Origin of the sequence: Streptomyces sp. DH41, assembly GCF_029813785.1 — a bacterium.
In the GTDB taxonomy this organism is placed as follows: domain Bacteria; phylum Actinomycetota; class Actinomycetes; order Streptomycetales; family Streptomycetaceae; genus Streptomyces.
Genome location: NZ_JARVKY010000021.1, coordinates 12,843 through 35,454, shown reverse-complemented (window position 1 = coordinate 35,454; position 22,612 = coordinate 12,843). Strand labels below are relative to the sequence as shown.

The window sequence follows — 22,612 nt, the reverse complement described above, 5'->3', positions numbered from 1 at the left end:
CGGGCATGCCGGTCGTCTCGTAGAAGCGGCGGGAGAAGTTGCGGGTGCTCATGTGGGCGTGGGCGGCGAGTTCGGTGACGGACAAGCGCTGATCGAGGTTGGCCAGGGCCCAGGTGATCGTGTCGCCGATGGGGCCCGCGGCGTCGTCGTGCACGGGCCGGTCCTTGCGCTCGGTCGCCTGCACGCACTGACCGTCGTCGACGTGCGCACCCGGGCGAATACGCCGGCGGTCACCTCCCCGGCGCGTTCAACGTCCCCCTCGACCAGATCCAGCGTGCGCTGCCCGACATCCGGCACGCCGCCGACCGCGGCGACGTCCTGGTCGTGTGCGCCTCGGGTGCCCGCTCCGAGAACGCCTGCCGGATCCTCGCGGAGAACGGCGTCACCGCCGCCACCCTGACGGGTGGCAACATGCTCAGCGACGACCTCCTGAACAAAGAGGTCGTGGTCGAGGCCAAGTCCGACTTCGTCGTGGCAGGCTGGAACTCCGGCTTCGAGGACGAGCGGGGCATCACGCCCGAGATCCTGGACAAGCTCGGCATCCAGAGCTTCATGCACACCGAAAGCTGCTTCAACTACTCCGGCCACCCCGAGAAGATGAGCCCCTTCGAAGCTCTCTACTCCGACCTCGAACGGCTGGGAAAGATCTTCCAGGTCGAGAAGAAGGCCACCGAGGTCGTCGGCGGGCCGAAGAAGCGGGCGGCGGAGGTCGAGGCGAAGGCCCCGGACGGCGACCCGGTGCCCGTCTTCCTCTACGACTCCGGCACCGACCAGCCGTTCACCGCGGGCAACCAGGTGCCACCCAACGACATCATCGAGACGGCGGGCGGCAAGAACGTCTTCGACAGCCTCGACGAGCGCTGGACCCAGGTCAACTGGGAATCCGTGGCGGAGAGCGAGCCCGAAGTCGTCATCATCCTCGACTACGGCGACCTGCCGGCCGCGAAGAAGATCGACTTCCTGAAGAAGTCCCCCCACACCAGGGAACTCCCGGCCGTGAAGAAGAACAACTTCTTCGTCCTCGACTACAACGAGGGCATCAGCGGCCCCCGCAACATCGACGGCCTGGAGAAGTTCGCCACCTACCTGCGCGAAGTCAAGGGCTGACTTCCCGCACGCCAGGGCCTGCCGGGCACACATGAACGCCCGCCTGACAGACCGTTCTTCGGCCTCTTTTGGAGTAGTCGCCCCCGCCCCGCCTGCGGCGCCCCAACCGCCGGCCGTCCTCGACCGACGCCGAACGTCAGGCCGCAGTGGAGGAACCGCGGTGCCGGCCCGCAACGCGGGCGCGACCCGGGTGCGCTACCGAAACAGCGTGGACGGCCGACCTCGCGGAGACCTGCGGAAGTCCGGACTCTCGCGGGTCAACATGCGTGAGCAGGCGCACGCCGGATCTCAGGGCAGGCGCAGCAGGCTGAGCCGGTACCCCTCGGCCTGGGGCGGCTTCTGTGCGGCGATCGCGGACACCATCTGCTGACAGGGGACGGGCAGCCGGGTCAGCAGGGATGGGGGCAGGCTGGTGAGAGTGTGTGAAGCCACCACGTCGACTCCTGGACGCCAGTCGGCCAGTTGGGCCACCACGTCGGGGCAGTACCAGTGCATGCGGGCGTCGACCTTGCTGAGAGCGTCGTGGTGTTCCTGGGCATCGAAGAATCCGGCGCCGGCGGTGTCGAGGCCCAGGAGGGAACCGGGGAAGCGGTCGGCGAGCAGGTCGACGACTCGGCGCACGTCGGTCTCGTCCAGGTAGGGGAGCACGGCTTCGGCGAGGAACAGGTACGGTCCGGCCGCCTGCGAGGCCACTTCGGCGGCCCACGGCTCGTCCGTCACCGAGCCCGCGATCATCGTGCGGCGCGGGGTATCCGTGAAGAAGTCGCGGCGCAGGGCGATGACGTCGGGCAGGTCGAGGTCGAACCACCGGGCACGGCCGTTGTCCACCCGTTCGTAGCGCGTGTTGAGGCCGATGCCGATCTCGACCACGGTGCCGTCGGGGTGTTCGGACAGGAAGTCCGCCGCCCACCGGTCGAACAGGCGGGTGCGCAGCAGTGCTCCGGTGAGGCTGGGCAGGTCGTCGAAGCGCGTGAAGTCGTAGTCGATGGAGACGACGATCTCTTCGGCGCGGGGGTCCCGGAGCAGGGCGTGTTCCTTGCGGTTCTCCACCGCGCGGGCGTACAGCGGGATGAGGAGCGTTTCCTGCACCGTTCCCAGGCGCGGCTTTTCCCTGTCCATGCGCGGCCTCCCTGACACGGGTGTATACCGGGCCGGACGGTGCCGTGGCTGCGACCACCGTCCGGCCCGGAGTCTCAGTGCCCCGTCACGGTGGTGAGGGGGTCGTGCTCGTGTGCGCAGCTCTCGTCGAACCCGTAGGTGTCCCAGGCGGGGAAGGGGTCGTCGGCGGGCGGAGCCTCACTGTCCCGCATGAGGCAGTCGGCCAGAGCCGCGCGCAGGGACTCCGCGTCCAAGTGGGTTCCGATGAAGACGAGTTCCTGGGCGTGCGGGCTGTCGGTGTCACGCGCCGAGGAAGGTTCGAAGCGAGCCACGGAACCGGCCTGGGACCACAGTCCCGTCACATGCGGGCGGCTGGCCAGCGTGAAGAAGCCCTTGGACCTGAGTACCTCGCCGTGGGCTCCGCTGTCCAGAACCTCGGTGACGAACGTCCACAGCCGCTCGGGATGGAAAGACGTCGCGGAGCGGAAGACGGTGGAGGAGATGCCGTACTCCTCCGTCTCGGGTACGTGGTCGCCGTTGAGTTCCCTGACCCAGCCCGGTGCCTGCTGTGCGCGCTCCAGGTCGAAGCGGCTGGTGCCCAGGACTTCGCCGACCGGTACGCGGCCCCGCACGGCAGGAACGACGTGGGCGGCGGGGTTGAGGCGGGCCAGGGTGGCCCGCAACCGGTCGGCGGACGCGGAGTCGACGAGGTCGAGCTTGTTGAGGACGATGACGTCGGCGAACTCGATCTGGTCCATGAGCAGGTCGCTGACGGTGCGTTCGTCGTCCTCGTACTGGTCCAGGCCCCGTTCGGCCAGCTCGTCGCCGCCGGACAGCTCGGGCAGGAAGTTGGCGGCGTCCACGACCGTCACCATCGTGTCCAGCCGGGCCAGGTCGCCGAGGGTGGCGCCGTCGTCACGGGCGAAGGCGAAGGTGGCCGCCACGGGCATGGGCTCCGAGATACCGGAGGACTCGATGAGGAGGTAGTCGAAGCGGCCCTCGCGCGCCAGCCGGTCCACCTCTTCCAGCAGATCGTCGCGCAGGGTGCAGCAGATGCACCCGTTGGTCAGCTCGACCAGGCGTTCTTCGGTGCGGGACAATGCGGCCTCGCCGCCGCGCACGAGGGCGGCGTCGATGTTGACCTCGCTCATGTCGTTGACGATGACAGCGACACGCAGACCATCGCGGTTACCGAGGACATGGTTGAGCAGGGTGGTCTTTCCGGCGCCGAGAAAGCCCGACAGGACGGTGACGGGAAGGCGCGGCGAGGAGGCGTAGGTCATGCCGGGTCAGCCCTCGGGGTGGAGCAGTCCGCGCTCGTAAGCCTTGGCCAGCCGCTGGGGAACGAGGTACGGCACGCCGTCCACCGCGACCGTCACCAGCTGCGGCGTCGTGGCCTTCCACTGCGCGCGACGGTGCCGGGTGTTGCTGCGCGACATCTTGCGTTTGGGTACGGCCATGAGGACCTCCGGGTGCGATCGGTGAGCGAGGCAGACGATACATGAAAATGGATGTCATTACGATCGGCACGAGAGGGGCGCACCAGATGCTCGCACCGTGACGCTCGTTCGACGCTTCGCGGGACGTGCTCGAGCGGACATCCTTCGATGACGCGCCACTGGAGTGCGTGGTGATTCTTGAAGCCTGCGCAGAAGGGCTCCTGAGCTGCGGTTTCGCGCATCGCGGCACCGTCTGCGGTCGAGGTGCCGGCCACGTCGGGAACCCTGTCCGCGTGCCGGGCCCTGAGGCGGTGGAAGCCGCCGTCGGATGCACCGCGGGCGAGCATGCCGACCGCGAGGGCCGCCGCCATCACGGCGGCGACCCTCGCGGGCATCAGCGATCTTGGTGTGGCAGGCCTTGTCAGGCGCGGGTCCAGCGCTGGTTGCTGCCGTTCGAGCAGGAGTAGAGCTGGATCAGGGTGCCGTTGGCGGTGCCGGATCCGACGGCGTCGAGGCAGAGGCCCGACTGGACGCCGACGACGGATCCGTCGGAGTTGAGGCGCCACTTCTGGTTGTCGCCGCCCCAGCAGCTGTAGATCTGGACCTTGGCGCCGTTGCCGGTGCCGGCGGCGTCCAGGCACTTGTCGCCGTAGACCCGGAGCTCACCCGCGTCGGTGTACGTCCATTGCTGGTTGCTGTTGCTGTGGCAGTCCCACAGCTGGAGCTGGGTGCCGTCGGTGGTGCTCGCGTTGGGCACGTCCAGGCAGCGGCCCGAGCCGACGCCCTTGATCTGTCCGCCGTCCGCGGGGGGCTCTGTGGAGTCGCCGCCGTTGAGCGCGTTGAGGACGGAGGTGTAGGCGGACTTCTTGCTGCCGTCGTTGTTGAACAGCAGCGGCGTCTGCTCCGATCGCCAGGAGTCGCTGTCGCGCACACCCCAGACGGTGACGCCGAGGCAGCGCGAGACGGCCAGGCAGTCGTTGACCACGTTGGCGTAGGTCGTGGGCGAGGCACCCTGGATGTCGAGCTCGGTGACGGCCACGTCGACGCCGAGGGCGGCGAAGTTCTGCAGGGTGGTGCGGAAGTTGCTGTCGTAGGGGCTGCCGCTGTTGAAGTGCGACTGGAAGCCGACGCAGTCGATCGGCACGCCACGCTGCTTGAAGTCCCGCACCATGTTGTACATGGCCTGGGTCTTGGCCCAGTTCCAGTTCTCGACGTTGTAGTCGTTGTAGCAGAGCTTGGCGTCCGGGTCGGCCGCGCGAGCGGTGCGGAAGGCGACCTCGATCCAGTCGTTGCCGCTGCGTTGCAGGTTGGAGTCGCGCCGGGCACCCGAACTGCCGTCGGCGAAGGCCTCGTTCACCACGTCCCACTGGGCGATCTTGCCCTTGTAGTGGGCCATGACGCCGTTGATGTGGCCGATCATCGCCTGGCGCAGATCGTTGCCGCTGAGGCTCTGCATCCAGCCGGGCTGCTGGGAGTGCCAGGCCAGGGTGTGACCGCGCACCTCCTTGCCGTTCTGCACCGCCCAGTTGTAGACGCGGTCGGCGGCGCTGAAGTTGAACTGGCCCCGCTGCGGTTCGGTGGCGTCGATCTTCATCTCGTTCTCGGCCGTCACCGAGTTGAACTCACGGTTCGCGATCGACGTGTAGGTCGAGTCGCCCAGCTTGCCCGAGGCGATGGCGACACCGAAGTAGCGGCCGCTCTGCGCCGCCGCCGCGCCGAGCGTGCTCTCGGCGGCGTGTGCGGTCGGCGGGGTGACCAGCGCGGTGGCCGTACCGGTGGCGCCGACGACCAGGGCCAACAGCAGGCCGCGGATCTTGCGGCGGACAGCGGATCTGGGAAGGGCGTACGAGCCCATTGCTGTGCCTCCAAAGTGGACGTCACGGAAGGGACTGGAGCGAGGGGGATTGCGTCGTCCGCTCCCATTCGGCAGCCGGACGGATGGACGGGGCGGGCCGGGGCCCGGACGGCACGGAATCACCGGACACAGCGGTCATGGGACGGGATGATCTTCGACGCAGGTGCGCGGCTCTGTAGTGCGGTCGTGCGCGGATCTGACGTGCGGTACGGATTGCCCAGGGCTGATGCGGTTCAAGATCTCGAGCTGTGGCCGGGGTTCCAGACAGGAATGATCGAGGCGTTGATGATGCATCGTCAATCCTCTCCGCAGGAAAAGTTTCAGTTTTTCGTTCGAAACTTTCGGTCCTGACTGAGGTGAGCGCCGCACCCTCGGCGCCGCCGACAGTGGGAGCCGTAGGGCGGGATGGGCGGGTCGCGTGTCGGACACTGGTGGTGTGACGTGCGACGCTTTATGCATAGGTCATTGCGAACCTTTCGGTAGCGATGGCGACGTGTGCGAGGGGTATTGACGCCGTTCGTCGGCTCCCTATCATTCAGGTTGCTCGACACTCCGTATCGCGTTCGATACTTCGAACCTTTGGCTCGCTCCATCGCGCGGCAGGGCGACTCCGAGGCGCACCGCCCGAACGCGAAGCCGTAAGGATCCGTGCCGCATGTGTACGTCATGCGTATGCCATGGCCCGCATGCGTCATGTCATGCCCCTGCCAATGCATTGTCGGTGCTCTCTTCGTCTCAAGGTTGAGGAAGTTCCCATGCACAGAGGAAAACTGAGCCGCAGGCATCCGTACGCGGTGCTCGCCGCCGTGGCTGCGGCCCTGGCCGCGTTGGCGGCACTGCTCGTCGCCACCACCCCGGCCCAGGCGGCCACCAGTGGCGCCTTGCGCGGTGTTGGTTCGAACCGGTGTCTCGATGTGCTGGGCGCCGACCGGGCCGACGGCACGTCCCTGCAGATCTACGACTGCTGGGGCGGGACCAACCAGCAGTGGACGCTGACGGACGCCGGCCGGCTGACCGTGTACGGCGACAAGTGCCTGGACGTTCCGGGCCACGCCACCACGGCCGGTACCCGGGTGCAGATCTGGAGCTGCAGCGGTGCCGCGAACCAGCAGTGGCGGGTGAACTCCGACGGCACGGTCGTCGGCGTGGAGTCCGGGCTGTGCCTGGACGTGAAGGACAACGGTACGGCCAACGGCACGGCGGTCCAGCTGTGGACGTGCAACGGCGGCAGCAACCAGAAGTGGACCGGCCTGTCCGGGACGCCGCCGACGGACGGCCCGTGTTCCCTTCCGTCGACGTACCGGTGGACTTCGACGGGCGTGCTGGCGCAGCCGGCGAACGGGTGGGCCGCGGTGAAGGACTTCACCACCGTGACGCACAACGGCAAGCACCTGGTCTACGCGTCCAACTTCTCGGGATCGTCGTACGGCTCGATGATGTTCAGTCCCTTCACCAACTGGTCGGACATGGCGTCGGCCGGCCAGAACGCGATGAGCCAGGCCGCGGTGGCGCCCACGCTGTTCTACTTCGCGCCCAAGAACATCTGGGTGCTGGCGTACCAGTGGGGTTCGTGGCCCTTCATCTACCGCACGTCGAGCGACCCCACCAACCCCAACGGCTGGTCCTCCCCGCAGCCGCTGTTCACCGGGAGCATCTCCGGCTCCGACACCGGACCGATCGACCAGACGCTGATCGCCGACGGCCAGAACATGTACCTGTTCTTCGCCGGTGACAACGGCAAGATCTACCGGGCGAGCATGCCGATCGGGAACTTCCCGGGCAACTTCGGATCGTCGTACACGACGATCATGAGCGACACGAAGGCCAACCTGTTCGAGGGCGTGCAGGTCTACAAGGTCCAGGGCCAGAACCAGTACCTCATGATCGTCGAGGCGATGGGCGCGAACGGACGCTACTTCCGCTCCTTCACGGCCTCCAGCCTGAACGGCGCGTGGACCCCGCAGGCCGCCACTGAGAGCAACCCCTTCGCGGGCAGGGCCAACAGCGGCGCCACCTGGACCAACGACATCAGCCACGGTGACCTCGTCCGGAACAACCCCGACCAGACCATGACCATCGACCCCTGCAACCTGCAGTTCCTCTACCAGGGCAAGGACCCTGACGCGGGCGGCGAGTACAACCGACTGCCGTGGCGGCCGGGTGTCCTCACCCTGCAACGCTGACCTTCCCGATTCACGGTGACCGTGAGGTGGCGCGGTCCGCAGACGTGTGGGCGAGCGGTTCGCGGCAGGGTCGGTACGGCCTGCTGACCGACACCACCGCATCGAGGAACCCCAGCCGTGCGACGGCCGGGGTTCCTCTCACCTCAGCCCTCCTCCGCGTTCTGTGGCCGCAGACGCGCGTGCTTGTTGCGCCTGGCCGGCCGCACCTCCCATCCACGCGCTCCACCTCGGTGACAGGGTTGGTCCTCCCGTTCGCAGGGTGAGGACCAACCCTGGGGCGCCGGGAGTGGCTGTCAGGCCGCCGCGAGCGCGGCGCGGGCGTCGACGCGCTGGTGGAGGCGGCGCATGACCTGCCGGGCGACCGGCTGGGCGAGCAGCGCCTCGATGAAGAACGCGATGGTGAAGTTCCGCGGCCACAGGTGCGCGAACCGCTCCAGGGGCTCGGTGGAGACCTGCCGCGTGCCGATCCACGTGCCGACCACCGTCATCACGAGGGAGATCAACAGCACGCTGCACAGGGCGTTCAGGATCATATGGGCGCGGAAGCTGTCGCCCGGGCGCACGAGCCGAGCGGTGAGCAGTTGGGCGGGCTTCCTCGTCAGCAGGACGACGGCCACGACCGCGACCAGCAGGACCGGCGACACCCGCAGCAGATCGGCCCACATGGCCAGAGTGAAGCCGGAGGCCAGGCCGCCGATCGCCACCGGGATGGTGTTCACCGAGATCACGGCGATGACCAGCATGAACGCTACGAACTCCTTCGGGTTGCGCGGCAGGTGGGTGTGAAAGAGGTTGTCGCTCACAGTGCGGCTCCTCGTAGCTCGATAGGGAAACCGGCAACAAAAAAGCGCCCGTCTCCGAGTGGCTCGGGAGACGGGCGCTGTTTCGAAGTGCTTGTACGCGCCGGACTTCGCAGCGAAGAATACAGGCCCGCAGCGCCTGTCGCGGACGAGGACGGCGACGTGCGGCCTCTGCTCGTTCGCACGGCAGGGCGTCTCTGCGGCAGCGGTACGGCGAGTGGCCGCCCCGTCCGCCGAGCGGAGTGCGTGACGCAGCCCACCGTGGCAGGCGCGGTCGGCCAGTTCCTGACCATGGTCCCGGTACCGGACGCGTCGCCCCGGTCGCCTGGCCGTCCTCGCATGCGGCGCTGGTCTTCCCCGGGGTCCCGGCCATGGAATCGGTGCCTTTACGCATCGTCCACAGCGCCCGTTCGGTGAAAGCGGCGTCGTCGGTCGGTTCCGGCGGAAGGGCGCCGAGCAGCGTCTTCACCGTCAGGAGCCCAGGCCCGGCCGAGGTGATCGCGACGGGGAGTTCCTTGCCGTTCCTCGGTGGCGCGGTGTCCGCAGCCCGAGGTGACGAGAGTGATCACGGCTATGGCCAGGAGAGCCCTACCGATCGCTGGGGCGGGTGGTGATACAAGAGACAGGGGATCAGGGTGGTGGCCGCGCGAGTACGGTGAAGTGGCCTGCGCGGAAGGACTTGGGGGAATTCATGACGTTCGAGCAGGAGTGGGCGGAATTGCGTGCGGCGGCGGCCGAGCGGACTGCCATGCGGATCAACAGCGTTCCGGCCGACGGCGGCGGAGGTGGTGGCGGCAAGGACCTGGTGGTCAATCGGGATGACCTCGGCGCTATCGGCAATGACGCGTATGACCTGCTGGGTCGGCTGGGGAAGGAGGGCGATCTCGCCCGTGCCTCCACGTTCGACGCGGCGACGGCGCTGACCAACGGGAACTTCCTGAGCGGTTCGGCCGTGCTGAAGGTGCACGACTTCTGGCAGACCCACCTGAAGACGCTGCTGGACGCTTGCGCACAGATTTCGAATCACCTCGATTACAGCAAGGCCCGGCACGCCAAGGACGAGGCGAAGGTCGAGGGTGATCTGACCCGGATCTCCGTGCTCACGGAATACATGAAGTAGGACCCGGGGGAGTGCGCGACATGCTGCAGTACGAGGACGTCATCGACGCCCCGGTGGCGAAGCTGAAGGCCGCCGTCGACGACTGGTCGGAGATGGCGGGGAACCTGGACCAGCTCGCCACCGAAGCCGCCGACGGGATGAAGACCAAGGCGGGCAAGGCGGCCTGGGAGGGCGTCAACGCAGGGGTCACCAAAGCGTTCATCGGCAAGACGGCCAAGGAGTTCACGGACGCCGCGGCCGAGGCCGAGGGTGTGAAGCGGATCCTGGAAGAGGGCTACGCGGCCATCAAGAAGGCCAAGGACGACCTGGTCAACATCCGGGACCACGAGGGGCCCGCGGCCGGTATCCGCGTGGACGGCAAGGGCAAGGTCTCGGCGCGGAACCCGTTGTCGGGCATCCCCGCGGCACGGCACGCCCCCGACTACAGCGAGCTCCTCCAGGAGGAGAAGAGGAACATCGAGTCGTGGCAGAAGAGGATCGACCTCATCGTCGACAACTGCAACGACACCGACGTCGCCCTCAAGAAGACCCTCGAGGCCAACGTCACCGACCGCAAGGACTTCAGCGCTCCGACGTACACGAAGCTGGACCAGGAGGAGGCCGCCCGTGCCGCCGCCCTGGCGGCCAAGGGACGGGACCTCACGCACAAGGAACTCCAGCAGCTCAACGAACTGCTGAAGGACAACAGTCGGTCGCAGGAGTTCGCCAAGAACTTCTATCAGAAGCTCGGCCCCGAGAAGTCGCTCGCGTTCTTCGGCCAGCTCGCCATGGACACGCAGGAGTACGACAAGGTCGACTCCGAGCGCCTCAAGGACGTCCAGGAGCTTCAGAAGAACCTCGGCCTCAACCTGGCCACCGCCTCCCACGACAAGCAGTTCACCGACAAGTGGGGCCCGGAGCTTCGCAAGTTGGGTACGGAGCACGTCGCGCTGTCCAGGCACGATCCCGGCGGGCCGTTCGGATACCAACTGCTCGGCGGGGTCATGCGCTACGGGAACTACGACGCGAGGTTCCTCAATCCGATCGCCGAACACGTGGCGCAACTGCACCAGAAGGACCCGGGTCTGTTCGCCGAGACCAAGATGGTGAACAGTTGGTACAAGAACCCCTACAACCCCTCCGGAGTGAACGGCGCCGGCTACGACCCGGCCACCGCCATGCTGGAGGCGCTCGGCAACAGCCCGGAAGCGGCGAAGAAGTTCTTCGCCGACCCCCCGACCGCGTACAACGAGGACGGTACGGTCAACCGCGGCGCCACGGCCGACCTCGGCAAGGACAAGGACGGCGAGGTGATCGACAACTACCTCGACTTCTTCACCAACGAGAAGTGGGAGTCCTTCGCCGACGTCAACTCGCTTGACCCGAAGGAGCGCGAGGCGTCGCTCGACCACATGCCCGATGCCCTCGGCCACGCCCTGGAGGCAGCGACCCTCGGCTACCCGGCCGGACACCCGGACGCCGATGTGGTGCGGGACGAGGACAACGCAGCGGTCATGCAGAAGGTCATGGAGAAGTACGCCGATGACCCGGGTCTCCTCAAGGAGCGCCACGAGGCGATGGTCGACAGTCTGGGCGTCATGGGCGCCGGGTACATCGACGACATCAACTGGGCGCTGGCCAAGAACGATCCGGACAGCGTGTTCGCGCCGGGCAAGAACCCGGACGGACACATCGACTTCGCGGACACCCTGGACGGGAACGGGCGGAGCGTCGTCCGGGGCTTCCTCAGCACCCTCGGCCAGCACCCGGACGCCTACGCGACGATCTCGACCGCGGAGCAGGTCTACACCCGCAGCGCGCTGGAAGGCACGGTGGGCCCGGACGGGAAGATCACCGAGGAGGTCGAGGCCAGGGCCAGGGCGACTGTGCGCGTAGGTGCCGAGGTACAGGGCATGCTCGATCAGTCTCGGGCCGACCAGGTGGAGGCGACCAACCTCAAGACCCACGAGGACTACGAGAAGGCGGTCGCCGAGCGGGCGGGCTGGGTCGAGTTCGGCGCCGTGGCGGGCATCGCGGCGGGCGTCGCCTTCCTGCCCGCGACCGCAGCCGTGGGCACGGCCGCGGTGCTCGTCCCGCTGTTGACCGATACCGCCAGTGGCGCTGCGGAGCAGCTCATCGGCCAGATGGTCGGCGACATTTCCGGCAATTCGGTGGACGAGCACAAGGAGAAGGTGGAGGAACTCACCAGGCAGGAGAAGACCAAGATCTACTCCGCCGGTGAGAGCATGGCCGAGGCCCCGATGGAGGAGTTCCTGCTGCATAACGGCGTGGACCCTGGCAAAGACCCGTTCGCGCAGGACCTGCACGATTCGATGCTGATCGGCTACGGGGTCGGCAACGACCGGGAGAACCAGCAGGGCAACGACCCGGAGGCCGGCTGATGCCAGTGAACGGCCGAGGACACGTAGGGGTGCGGACAGTGATCAACAGTGGGTCGGTACGCGGGGGTCTTCTCTCCGCGGCCGTGGCCGGTTCGTTGCTCCTCGGAGCCACGGGTTGTGGAGGGGACGGGGATGACGACGGAGCCGCGGACGACTACGAGATCGTTGTGGGGACACAACTCTGTGGCGGCGATGCCATGTCCGCCGACGCGTCCAAGGCACTGAAGGTGATCACAGGATCGGCGCGGTTCGAGGCTTCGGCGGAGGAGTACACCGTCAAGCGGGCCGCAGCGGACCTTGTGGGTTCGTACCCGCTCCCCACCGTGCCCGAGGACGCTTGCCGTGTCTTCACGCCCCGTGGTACGCCGGATTTCGATCTCAGGATCACCTGGAGGCTGGCCGACGACGCCCCGGCGGGCGACCCGGCGGCCCCGAAGTTCACCGAGCTGAAGATGGGGGAGGAGACTCTGGCGGCGGCGGACATGGCGTACGTCCGGTTCCCGTGTCGGAGCGACAAGCTGGGTTCCTCGGACGACGTCCGCATTGTCATCGGCGTGGAGCACAGGGCTGTGCCGAAGGAGCCCGAGGGCAACGTCGAGGCGTTGAAGGACGCCTACGCGACCGTGGCTCACTCCTTCTCGCTGGCCATGGCCAAGGAACTGCGCTGCGAGAAGAACGGCGGGCTCCCCGCGAGGCCCGTGCTCGATCCCGCGTAGGCGTCGGCGTAGGCGGAAACGACCATGATCAGAGGGCTCTCCCCTGACTACCCGTACCGGACGGCGCGGTCGAGAGCTGTGCGCGCGCACGAGGGCCCCGGAGCGTCCCGTACCGCCCCGGACAGCCTCGCCCGTATGGCCCGAACGTCCCACGCTGCCGCCGAGGGGAACCCCGGGATGTGGCGGCGCGAGGCCGGGACCGTCGTACGGCGGGCCCTCGCCCTTCCGGAACGGCAGCGGGAAGTCGACTCAGCTCCGTCACCACCTTCCTCCTCCTGCGCGCCGACCCGTACAACACGCCCCGCATCTTCACCTGGCTCTCGGGCACCACGTACGGCCGTACGTTCCCCGACGTCCTACCGGTCGCGGTCGCCCTGGCGCTCGCGCTGCCCGTACTGCTCGCCATGCGCGGCCGCCTCGACCTGCTCGCGGTCGACGAGGACACCCCGCGCATCGTCGGCGTCAAGGTGGAGCGCACACGCTTCTTCGCGCTGGCGATCACGGCCGTACTCGCCGCGCTCAGCGTGGTCGCCGTCGGCGTCGTCGGTTTCGTGGGCCTCGTCGCCCCGCACCTCGCCCGGTCGCTCGTGGGCGTCCGGCACGGCCGCTCGCTCCCGGTCGCGATGCTGCTCGGCGGCGTACTGGTCTGTGTGGCCGACGCCCTCGGCCGTACGGTCGTCGCACCCTTCCAGGTACCGGCGGGACTGATGATCGCGCTGGTCGGCGCACCGTACTTCGTCTGGGTGCTCCGGCAGTCCCGCGCCTGACGCTCACCCACCCTCCCCTCACCCCTCCCAGGAGCACCGATGCCCAGCCAGCAGGAGACGCCGGTCACGAGCGTCGTCGTACCGTTCGAGGCCGGTATGGCGGTCGGCGGGCACGAGGTGCCGGAGCGCTGGCACACGGTCGACCGCTCGGCGCACCACCCGCACATCGTGGCCGTCGCGGGGGAGGGCGGGGAGTGGACCGCCGCCGCGCTCGTGACGGCGCGTCCGCGGACGGCCTACCTGAAGATCGTCGATGCCGTCGGTGACGTACGGGCGGCCGTCGCCGCGGTCGTCGACCATGCCCGCTGCCAGGGCCTGGCGCAGGTCAAGTGGGAAGGCTGGACGGCGAGTTGCGAGGACGCCGCCGCAGCGGGCTTCACCGCACTGCGCCCACCGCTCGGTCCGGGTCTGGCGCGGGGGGACGAGACGGCGGGGCCCGCCACGGGATACGTGCTCTGGCTGGACGGCGGGACACCGGCCCAGCCCCCGCCCCCTTACTACGGCCAGACCACCCACTTCACCTGCGGTGCCGTGACCGCGCTCGTCGCCCAGGCACATGCGGGCAAGGTGTCCCGGGAGGCACTCGACCGCCGCGCCGAGCTGACGCTGTGGCGCGACGCGACCAACTTCCCCGCCTGCGAACCCGTCGGACTGGGCGTCGCCGTACGCCGGGCCTGGCCGTCGTCCCCCGTCACGGTCCACCTCGACACCGACCAGCCCGTCCTCCTCGGCCACCTGCCGGAACACGAACAGGAATGGCGCGCGATCCTCCAGCGGAGCGCGCGCACGGAGGCGGAACGGACCGGCGTCCCGGTCGACCCGGACCACCTCCCCATGACCGCGATCCGCGCCGCGGTCGAACGCCGGGAACACGTACTGCTCCTCATCTCGCTCGACGCGATGCTGGGGTTCGACGTACCGCACTGGGTGCTCTGCCACGGCGCTGTGCCGGGCGCCCTCGTGATCGACGATCCATGGGCCAACACGGCGACGGGGGACACCTGGCTCGACGCCCACCTGCTGCCCGTCCCGGACACCGCGCTCGACACGATGTCCACCCACGCGCCGGACGGCTTCCGCGGCGCCGTGACCGTCGCAAGCGAGGCCGACCGGCACTCATGACCATCCGTAGCTGACGGTCGGTTCGTGATGGCGGACGGGCAGCGTGTAGTACGTGTCGTCCCTGAGAACGCCGCCGTCGAGAAGCCTCAGGCGGCGATGTGGGCCGCGAGCCGGTCGGCGGCGGTGCGGGGCTCGCGGCCGAGGAGGTCGGCCAGCAGCGGGTCGGCTTCGGCGAAGCAGCCCGCGCGGGCGGCCTGGTACCAGGTGAGCATGAGCCGGGCCATCTGCTCCGGCACGCCGGTCGTGATCTGGTCGGCGACCCACTGCTCGTCGTCCAGGACGACGCGCTCGATGGTGCGACCGGTGAGGTCGGAGGCGATCTCGGTGAAATCGTCGAAGGTGAGGGCGGCCGGTGCGGTGAGGGTGACGGGGCCGTCGAAGGAGCGGTCACCGGCGAGAACGACCGCGGTGGCCTCGGCTATGTCGGCGCGGTCGGTGTACGGGACGGGGCCGTCTTCCGGCTGGGCGATCACGCCGGTTTGCTGCCACGGGCCGAGAACCTGATCGAGCGGGCCGTAGGCGCCGTTGCGCAGTGCGGTCCAGTCGATCCCGGAGTCGTCGAGGATCGCCTCGGTGGCGATGTGGATGTCCGACGGCCGGTACGGGTTGCCGGGGACGGCGCCCTGCTGGCTCGTGTAGAGCACCCGGCGGACGCCGGCCGCGACCGCGGCTTCGATGGCACGGCGGTGCAGGCCGACCATGTCGGCGGCCGGGTCGTTGCCGGACACCAGGAGGACCTGCTCGGCACCGGCGAACGAGTCACGCAGCGCGGCAGGGTCCTCGTAGGAACCCTGCCGCACGCGCACGCCGCGCTCGGCGAAGTGCCGCGCCTTGGCGGCGTCGCGGACACTGACGCCGATCCGGTCGGCGGGTACGCGCTTGAGGAGGTGTTCGACGGTGGCGCCGCCCAGCCCACCGGTGGCGCCGGTGACAACGATCATGTTCGTGACCTTCCTGAGTGCCCACGGGGTCCGACTCGGCGGTGGGCGGAGTCGTAAGTTGACCATGTGGGTCAGCTTCGCTGGTGTCTGCGACCGTAGGTAAGCTGACCCGGCGAGTCAAGTTACGACGGTGGGCCGACAGAGAGAGACGGTGAGGGTCATGGCCGGTGCGGTGCCTTCGGAATCCCGGCTGCGTGCCGACGCCAGGCGCAATTCCGAGCAGATCCGCTCTGCCGCGATCGGCGCCTTCCAGGGGCAGGGCCTGACGGTGCCGCTGGAGGAGGTCGCCAAGGCGGCAGGGGTGAGCAAGGCCACGATCTTCAACCGGTTCGGCGGACGGATCGGCCTCATCGAAGCCGTCATCGAGGAGGTCGTGGCGAGTGAGCTGTTCGCCGTCATCGACCACACTCGGACCATCGACGGCGGTGGCGAGCGGATCGCGTACTACCTCACCGCGATCCGCGACCTCCAGTACCGCCAACCCGCCTTCAACGACGTTCTGTTGCAGACATATCCGCACTCGCGGCAGCTCATGGAGATCTGCCGGGTCGGGAGCGAGGCCAACGAGGAGTTCATCGCGGCGGCGCGGGCCTCCGGTGCGCTGCGGCCGGAGTTCACGGCGGGCGACCTCCACGCACTCGTCGTCGACAGCGCCCTCGCCCTCAAGCACGGCAAACGGCCTTCCCGGGACGACTATGACCGCCGCACCGTGTACCTCCTGGACGGAATCCGAGGGCGCTCCTCGGATTCCGGCGGACGATGACAGCGCCCTCGCCCTGGTGTCACCCGTCACCCTCGGGGCTCGTCTCGCTCCGGTGCGGCACGACTCCCGTGCGGCCGGGTCACGGGTGGATGGACAGTCCACAAGAAGGGCCCTGAGCTCAGTACGCGGTGGCGCGACGGGAGCCGGCTGAGGCCATGCCGAGCCATGTGTGGGGGTTGCCTTCCCAGCACCAGCCGAGCTTGGGGGCGTGCCGGCTGATCCAGACCGCCGGGACGCGGCGGTCGCCGGAGCGGGAACCGCCGAGCGAGAAGCACTTGTTCTTGACGAGGATCTCAGGGAAGTGGGTGATCATCGCGATCCCTTCCTCGATGGTGAGCGGGCTCCGCCCCCTGGTGGTGATGGCGTCAATGGCGTCGTTGGGCACGACGCCGCAGAACTCCTCCCCGCGCTCGACGTCGAGCAGCAGGTAGGCGCGCTGGTCGGAGAGACCGGTCTCCTTGACGGCGACGAACCGCTCAAGTGCGCCGGGCTCGAAGGAGCGGTCGACGAAGCCGGGCTTGGTCTTTCCGTGGAGAGTGGTGTGCGGCATTGTCCGCTCGATCGGGGCGACGTCCCGAGTGACCACGAGGAGGAAGGGGACACGTCCGGTGTCCGGCTCCCATGCGCCCTGTCCGACGCCGATGCCGATGCCGGTGGCGAGGTCGCGTAGCGGTGCGACCAGGGCGGTGAACTCCTCCGGGGTCTGGCCGGTCATCGACGGGTAGCCCCGTTCGACGAAGTTGTTGACCTGCCGGTCGAACTCGGCGCCGGGGTCGACGGTGGTGTGTGTCATGGAGTCCTCTCGGGCGTTCGGTGCACAGCGGAACGTGGTGTTCGTTATTCCTCGCGGGACGATCGCGCGGTCGTACGTCACGGGCGAGGAGGTCTGCTCGGCAGCGGCTACGGCTACGGCAGCGGCCTTCGGGTGATGCGGGCGAGGGCACCGGTTTCCAGCGCCGTCCACAGGGCACCGTCGGGGCCGAGGGCGATGCCGTGCGGCTCGGATCCGGGCGTGGGCAGGTCGTGCACCTCGATCACGCCATCGGCGGTGATCGAGCCGACGCGGTTGCCGCCCCACTCCGTGAACCACAGGGCGCCGTCGGCGCCCGGCGTGATGGCGTGCGGTCGGCCGGTACGGTCGGGCAGCGGGAACTCCCTGATCCCGCCCTCGGTGGTGATGCGGCCGATGTGGCCGGCGGCGATCGCGACGTACCAGAGGGCGCCGTCGGGACCGAGGGTGATACCGACCGGTGCGGCGGCCGCGGTGGGCAGCGGGTGGACGGTGACCGTGCCGTCGGTGTCGATCCGGCCGATCGCGTTGGCCTGGTTCATGGTGAACCACATCGCGCCGTCCGGGCCTGCGGTGATCGCGGACGGGAACGCGCCGCCGGCCGGAAGCGGGAACTCGGTGATCTCGCCGCCGGTGGTGATGCGGCCGATGCGGTCGGCGGCGGTCTCGGTGAACCAGAGTGCCCCGTCGGGGCCGGCCGCGATGCCGAACGGCCCGCTGTCCGGGGTGGGCAACGGGAACTCGGTGACCTCACCGTCGACCGTGATACGACCGATGCGGTGTGCCTGATACTCGGTGAACCACAAGGCGCCGTCCGGCCCGTTGGTGATGATCGTCGGACCGCAGCCCGGGGCGAGCGGGTGGCCGGCCGGTTCGTCGCCGGGCACGAGCCGGCCGATCCGGCCGCTGTGGACCAGCGTGTACCACAGTGCGCCGTCCGGGCCGGTGGTGACCGCATACGGACCACCGCCGGCCACGGGATGTTCCTCGATCGACACGGCCGTCATGCGGTGCCCCGTCCGTGGTCGGTGGCGATACGGGCGATGTCGGCCGGGGTGCCGGCCATGATGGTGCGGGCGTGTTCGGTGACCAGTTCCACCGGCCAGTCCCACCAGGCCGCCTGCCTGAGCCGGTCGATGTCGGCGTCGCCGAATCGTTGCCGGATCAGACGGGCCGGGTTGCCGCCGACGACCGTATACGGCGGTACGTCCGCGGTGACGACCGCGCCGGCGGCGATGACGGCGCCGTCACCGACGCGTACGCCGGGCATGACGGTGGCCCGGTGGCCGAACCAGACGTCGTTGCCGACCACTGTGTCCCCGCGGCTGGGCATGCCGGTGACGATGTCGAGGGTCCGCTCGGTCCACTCGCCGCCGAACATGGTGAACGGGAAGGTGGACACGCCCATCGTCGGGTGCTCGCCCCCGGCCATGAGGAACCGCGTGCCGGCGGCGATGGCGCAGTACCTGCCGATGACCAGCCGTTCCGGCCCGTACGCGTAGAGGACGTTGAGATGCTCGAACTCGGTGGCGGCCTCCGGGTCGTCGTAGTAGGTGTACTCGCCCACGACGATCTTCGGTGAGCTGACCAGCGGTTTGAGGAAGACCACCCGGTCATGTGCCGGCAGCGGGTGAAGGGTCGTCGGATCAGGTGTCAACTTCCGGCTCCTGGTGAAGAGATGTGTACGGGGACGGGGTCGAGGAAGCCGTAGACGCGGCGTAGGCGACTGCGTTCACAGACCATGACGGCAAGCCCGATGACCACCGGCGGACCGCCGACCGGGGCCAGTTCCCAGGTCAGGCGCGCCACACCGTGATGGCCGTCGACGTTCCCGGCGGGCCGGTACACCAGACCGGGGAACTGCCGCTGGGCCGTGGCCACCACGGCCTCGATGGCCTCGCGGCCCTCGGCCGCCACGATCGGATCGCAGTAGCCGGCGTCCTCGGTCCAGAGCTCCTCGACGAGCACCCGGCGTCTGGCCGGGTCGCGCTCGTTCCAGCTCGCCAGGTACCGCCTGGCCAGCTCATCGATGCGGGGCATGGTCCATCTCCCTCCGCCGCCGTGCTCCGACCACCAAGCTACGGCCGAGGGCGGGGGCGCGGAATCCGTCACTTCCCGGCAATCCGGTCCGGGATTCCGGGACGGCTTAAGTACCCTCACCAGGTGTTGCATGGACGGAGTGACGAGATATCAGTCATCGAGCGGTTGCTGGCGGACTGCCGGACGACCGGTCGCAGCGGTTGCCTGCTCATCACCGGGGATCCGGGCATAGGCAAGACCGCGCTGCTGGATCACGCCGCGTCCGCGGCCGACCGGCCGCGGGTCCTGCGCAGTACCGCGATCGAATCCGAAGCACACCTGCCGTTCGCCGGCCTGCACCTGCTGCTGCGCCCCGCTCTCGACCGGACCGACGCCCTCCCCGCGCCCCAGGCGCGTGCCTTACGCGGGGTCTTCGGCCTTGCCCCGTCCGAACCGGGCGACCGCATGCTCGTCGGCCTCGCCGTTCTCTCCCTCCTCGCCGAACTGGCCGCTGACGGGTCCCTCCTGTGCCTCGTAGACGACGCCCACTGGCTGGACCGGGCGTCGGCCGAGGCCCTGCTGTTCGCGGCACGGAGGCTCGACGCCGAGGGGATCGCCCTGATCATCGCCGCGCGGACCGGCTTCGACGCCCCCGGACTCGCCCACATGCCCCTGACCGGGCTCGACGCGCCCGCCGCCGCCGGCCTGCTGGCCGAGCACGCCGCCACGCTGTCCCCGGCCAACCGGTACCGGGTACTGGCCGAAGCACAGGGCAACCCGCTCGCCCTCCTCGAGCTACCGGTCGCCCTCACCGCCGACCGGCCGGCCGACGCCGGTCAGGCCCTGCCCATGACCGACACGGTGCAGGCGGCGTTTCTCGCCCAGGTGCGGCGGCTGCCCGAGCCGAGCCGGCACCTGCTGCTCGTCGCGGCCGCCGAGGACACCGGTGACCGGGACGTCGTCCTGCGCGCGGCCGCCCCTCTCGGCTGCCGCCCCACCGATCTGGTGCCCGCGGAAACGGCGGGGCTGCTCCGGGTGGACAGCCGCACCGTGCGCTTCCGCCACCCCCTGGTGCGGTCAGCCGTCTACCAGGCGGCGCCGGTCAGCCTCCGCCTCGTGGTGCACACGGCCCTCGCCGAAGCCCTCGACCGGCCGGAAGACGCCGACCGGCGCGCCTGGCATCACGCCGTGGTGGCCACCGGCCCCGACGAGCAGGTGGCCGCGGAACTGGAGAGCGCCGCCCGACGAGCCACAGAGCGAAGCGGACATGCCGCCGCCGCGGCGGCCTACGAACGGGCCGCACAGCTGACCGAGTCCGGCACGCACCGGGCCCGCCGACTCGTGCTGGCCGCAGAGGCGATCGCGGAGGAAGGCGACATCGAACGCATGGTGGAGCTCGCCCGTCACGGAGCCGCGGGCACCGACGATCCCCACCTGACCGTCCGAGCCATCCGGGTTCGTGCCACCGCGGCGTTCCACCAAGGCCGGCTCCGTACGGCCTGCCAGTCGCTGACCGAGGCAGCCGAGCTCGCCCAGGCCGACGACCCGGCACTGGCCGCCCGTATGCTGCTCGACGCGGTGCACGCCGCCTGGTATCTCGGGAAGCACGAGATCGCGGACACCGCGGACCGGCTGGACGCCCTGCCGTTGCCGCCCGACGACCCACTCGCCCACGTCGCCCGCCTGCTGACCTGCGTGGTCCGGTCGGCGATCGGACAGGGGGTCCGGGACCCCGAGATCCTCACCCGACGGATCGCGGCCGCCGAACGAACCGGATTCGGCGGCCCGCACGACACGATCCTGGTCGGCGCCACCAGCCTTCAGGCCGCCGGCCACGACACCGAGGCACACAGGGTGGCCGGTGAACTGCTCGCCCAGTGCCGCGACCGCGGCTGGATCGGCCGAACGCCGCCGGTGCTGGCGTGTGCGGCCCGGGCGTCGATGTTCCTCGGCCGACACAGCGATGCCTGGGACGAGGCGACCGAAGCACTGGACATCGCGCAGGAGTTCGGGCACTGGCAGTGGACCGCCGAGGTCAGTGGCGTGCTGGCCTACCTGTCCGCGGTGGCGGGCGACGAGCGGCGCTGCCACACCTACGCCGACGACGCGCTGGCCGCGCCGGAGCCCGGCGCGGTCGCACCCGGCATGTCCTGGGCACACTGGGCACTGGCCCTGCTCGACCTCGGACACGCCCGATGGGAGTCCGCCCGCAGCCGCCTGGCCGCCCTTCACACCGGGCCGGTGAGACACCAGCTTCCCGGCCTGCGCAGCATTCCGGACCTGGTCGAGGCGATGGTACGGCTCGGCCGGCCGGCCGACGCCCACGAGCCGCTCGCACGGCTCACGGCCTGGGCGCACGATGCCGCGCAGCCGTGGATAGACGCGCACGTCCAACGCTGCCGCGCGCTGCTCGCGTCGGAAGAGGACGCGGCGGAACTGTACCGGGCCGCATTGCGGCTGCACCCCGACGACCGGCAGTTCGAACACGCGCGAACCGCTCTGCTCTACGGTGAATGGCTGCGCCGCGCGCGTCGCAAGTCCGAGGCCAGGGGCCAACTCCGCGACGCGTTGGAGACCTTCCGGAGGCTCGGCGCCGCACCCTGGGCGGAGCGCGCCCGAGCCGAGCTCGACGCGACCGGGGAAGTCGTACCGAAACCCGAGGCCGGGGGCGGGGCACTGGCCGTGCTCACCCCGCAAGAACGGAAGATCATCCGGCTGGCCGCCCGCGGTCTGTCCAACCGGGACATCGCCGCACAGCTGTTCCTCAGCCCGCGCACCATCGGTTACCACCTCTACAAGGCGTTCCCCAAACTCGGCGTCACCGCCCGAACCGAACTCGCCGCTCTCGAACTCACGGAGTCCGCACCATGACCCCGTTGCGTGACCAGACCGGGTTGGGCCCGATTTCGCGGATTACCTCCTCCCGAACGTCGGGAGGGCACAGCAGTACGGCCTGGAGAGTGACCTTCTCCTGCCCCGGGAGCACGGGCTTGCGACCGTCAGGCGTCGCCGACGAATCCTGCCCATGTCGCACGCGACACCCGTATGACGGGTCCGGCCGTTGCTTTGGAGTCCCGGATGTGGACAACTCCCGTGCCGGTGGCGACCTCGACGCAGTCGCCGCCCGCGGTTCCGCTGTAGCTGCTCTCGAACCGGCCGGCTCGCGGGCGTCGTGGGTGGAGGGGGGACGCTCATGCGTCGATCTCCTGGTGGTGCGAGCTCCGATCGGCGTGTGTGTCCCGGAAGGACTTGAATCCCCGGTAGGCCGACGCGACGAGCGCGGCGAACAGGACGTTCACGCTGAACATGAAGGTCCACTCGGCCAGGGAACCGCCGGCGCCCGCCACGGACTCCAGCGCCGAGAACAGCTCCTTGCCGGCGGGGTGGAAGACGACACACAGGAGGACGAAGAGCCAGAACGGCAGCTTCCGCAGCGGGTTGGACCATACGACGACGGCAAGGGCGAAAGCGGCTATGAGGGCGGTGAGGACATCGATTCGATCCATGTGAC

General features: G+C 69.3%; 19 protein-coding genes and 4 pseudogenes. 10 read left to right on the top strand and 13 right to left on the bottom strand.

Translation table 11 applies throughout. The features are described 5' to 3' along the window. Positions 1-16: 16 nt before the first annotated feature. Positions 17-154, bottom strand: a pseudogene (locus QC283_RS39660) (AraC family transcriptional regulator); the annotation flags it as partial. A 113-nt stretch (positions 155-267) separates the two neighbouring features. Between QC283_RS39660 and QC283_RS28955 the strand changes: the two are divergent. Together QC283_RS28955 and QC283_RS28950 are read left to right on the top strand one after the other, a co-directional pair. Beyond that, the gene (locus QC283_RS28955; RefSeq protein WP_336620670.1) at positions 268-1,107 is read left to right on the top strand and encodes an ABC transporter substrate-binding protein; all 840 of its coding nucleotides are present in this window, start codon (positions 268-270) and stop codon (positions 1,105-1,107) included. 107 nt (positions 1,108-1,214) lie between these two features. Continuing rightward, positions 1,215-1,477: pseudogene (locus tag QC283_RS28950) on the top strand (hypothetical protein); the annotation flags it as partial. On the opposite strand, the gene QC283_RS28945 reads toward QC283_RS28950, so the two are convergent. From QC283_RS28945 to QC283_RS28930, 4 genes are all read right to left on the bottom strand, one after another. Then, entirely contained in the window at positions 1,396-2,226 is an 831-nt protein-coding gene (locus QC283_RS28945; protein WP_279564664.1) for a class I SAM-dependent methyltransferase, read from the bottom strand. The pseudogene QC283_RS28950 and the gene QC283_RS28945 overlap by 82 nt on opposite strands. Before the next feature lie 74 nt (positions 2,227-2,300). After that, complete coding sequence (locus tag QC283_RS28940) at positions 2,301-3,488, bottom strand: GTP-binding protein (protein WP_279564663.1); 1,188 nt, start codon at positions 3,486-3,488, stop codon at positions 2,301-2,303. A 6-nt stretch (positions 3,489-3,494) separates the two neighbouring features. Next, on the bottom strand, positions 3,495-3,665 hold the full coding sequence (gene rpmF / locus QC283_RS28935) for a 50S ribosomal protein L32 (RefSeq protein WP_279564662.1): 171 nt from the start codon (positions 3,663-3,665) through the stop codon (positions 3,495-3,497). A 400-nt stretch (positions 3,666-4,065) separates the two neighbouring features. Continuing rightward, positions 4,066-5,499 (bottom strand): endo-1,4-beta-xylanase, encoded by a 1,434-nt coding sequence (locus tag QC283_RS28930; RefSeq protein WP_279564661.1) that lies wholly within the window; start codon positions 5,497-5,499, stop codon positions 4,066-4,068. A 755-nt stretch (positions 5,500-6,254) separates the two neighbouring features. Here QC283_RS28930 and QC283_RS28925 point away from each other — a divergent pair. After that, on the top strand, positions 6,255-7,682 hold the full coding sequence (locus QC283_RS28925; protein ID WP_279564660.1) for a non-reducing end alpha-L-arabinofuranosidase family hydrolase: 1,428 nt from the start codon (positions 6,255-6,257) through the stop codon (positions 7,680-7,682). A gap of 293 nt (positions 7,683-7,975) precedes the next feature. Here the strand turns inward: QC283_RS28925 and QC283_RS28920 are convergent, their stop codons facing one another. Beyond that, positions 7,976-8,485, bottom strand: coding sequence for a hypothetical protein (locus QC283_RS28920; protein ID WP_279564659.1), 510 nt, complete (start codon positions 8,483-8,485; stop codon positions 7,976-7,978). Between the two features lie 688 nt (positions 8,486-9,173). Between QC283_RS28920 and QC283_RS28915 the strand changes: the two genes are divergently transcribed. From QC283_RS28915 to QC283_RS28895, 5 genes and pseudogenes are all read left to right on the top strand, one after another. After that, positions 9,174-9,602, top strand: coding sequence for a hypothetical protein (locus tag QC283_RS28915; protein ID WP_279564658.1), 429 nt, complete (start codon positions 9,174-9,176; stop codon positions 9,600-9,602). A gap of 20 nt (positions 9,603-9,622) precedes the next feature. Further along, entirely contained in the window at positions 9,623-11,983 is a 2,361-nt protein-coding gene (locus QC283_RS28910) for a hypothetical protein (protein WP_279564657.1), read from the top strand. Between the two features lie 29 nt (positions 11,984-12,012). After that, positions 12,013-12,699: a hypothetical protein gene (locus QC283_RS28905; RefSeq protein WP_279564656.1), complete on the top strand. Its 687-nt coding sequence runs from the start codon at positions 12,013-12,015 to the stop codon at positions 12,697-12,699. A 239-nt stretch (positions 12,700-12,938) separates the two neighbouring features. Beyond that, positions 12,939-13,466: pseudogene (locus QC283_RS28900) on the top strand (iron chelate uptake ABC transporter family permease subunit); the annotation flags it as partial. Between the two features lie 39 nt (positions 13,467-13,505). Further along, positions 13,506-14,588: a peptidase C39 family protein gene (locus tag QC283_RS28895; RefSeq protein ID WP_279564655.1), complete on the top strand. Its 1,083-nt coding sequence runs from the start codon at positions 13,506-13,508 to the stop codon at positions 14,586-14,588. A gap of 86 nt (positions 14,589-14,674) precedes the next feature. On the opposite strand, the gene QC283_RS28890 is transcribed toward QC283_RS28895, so the two are convergent. Continuing rightward, a complete protein-coding gene (locus tag QC283_RS28890) occupies positions 14,675-15,529 on the bottom strand; it encodes an NAD(P)H-binding protein (RefSeq protein ID WP_279564654.1) in 855 nt (284 codons plus the stop codon). A 160-nt stretch (positions 15,530-15,689) separates the two neighbouring features. On the opposite strand from QC283_RS28890, the gene QC283_RS28885 reads away from it, so the two are divergent. Beyond that, complete coding sequence (locus QC283_RS28885) at positions 15,690-16,292, top strand: TetR/AcrR family transcriptional regulator (protein ID WP_279564653.1); 603 nt, start codon at positions 15,690-15,692, stop codon at positions 16,290-16,292. 118 nt (positions 16,293-16,410) lie between these two features. Here QC283_RS28885 and QC283_RS28880 read toward each other — a convergent pair whose 3' ends face one another. From QC283_RS28880 to QC283_RS28865, 4 genes are all read right to left on the bottom strand, one after another. Continuing rightward, positions 16,411-17,085 (bottom strand): DUF5701 family protein, encoded by a 675-nt coding sequence (locus QC283_RS28880; RefSeq protein WP_279564652.1) that lies wholly within the window; start codon positions 17,083-17,085, stop codon positions 16,411-16,413. A gap of 113 nt (positions 17,086-17,198) precedes the next feature. Next, on the bottom strand, positions 17,199-18,089 hold the full coding sequence (locus QC283_RS28875; protein ID WP_279564651.1) for a Vgb family protein: 891 nt from the start codon (positions 18,087-18,089) through the stop codon (positions 17,199-17,201). Further along, complete coding sequence (locus QC283_RS28870) at positions 18,086-18,739, bottom strand: CatB-related O-acetyltransferase (protein ID WP_279564650.1); 654 nt, start codon at positions 18,737-18,739, stop codon at positions 18,086-18,088. Before QC283_RS28870 ends, QC283_RS28875 begins: the two co-directional genes overlap by 4 nt. Beyond that, positions 18,736-19,122, bottom strand: coding sequence for a nuclear transport factor 2 family protein (locus QC283_RS28865; protein WP_279564649.1), 387 nt, complete (start codon positions 19,120-19,122; stop codon positions 18,736-18,738). Before QC283_RS28865 ends, QC283_RS28870 begins: the two co-directional genes overlap by 4 nt. Positions 19,123-19,245: 123 nt before the next feature. Between QC283_RS28865 and QC283_RS28860 the strand changes: the two genes are divergently transcribed. Then, entirely contained in the window at positions 19,246-21,972 is a 2,727-nt protein-coding gene (locus QC283_RS28860; protein ID WP_279564648.1) for a helix-turn-helix transcriptional regulator, read from the top strand. 128 nt (positions 21,973-22,100) lie between these two features. Here the strand turns inward: QC283_RS28860 and QC283_RS28855 are convergent. Beyond that, positions 22,101-22,253, bottom strand: a pseudogene (locus QC283_RS28855) (DUF397 domain-containing protein); the annotation flags it as partial. A gap of 39 nt (positions 22,254-22,292) precedes the next feature. Continuing rightward, positions 22,293-22,607, bottom strand: coding sequence for a hypothetical protein (locus tag QC283_RS28850; protein ID WP_279564647.1), 315 nt, complete (start codon positions 22,605-22,607; stop codon positions 22,293-22,295). Between the last annotated feature and the right edge of the window lie 5 nt (positions 22,608-22,612).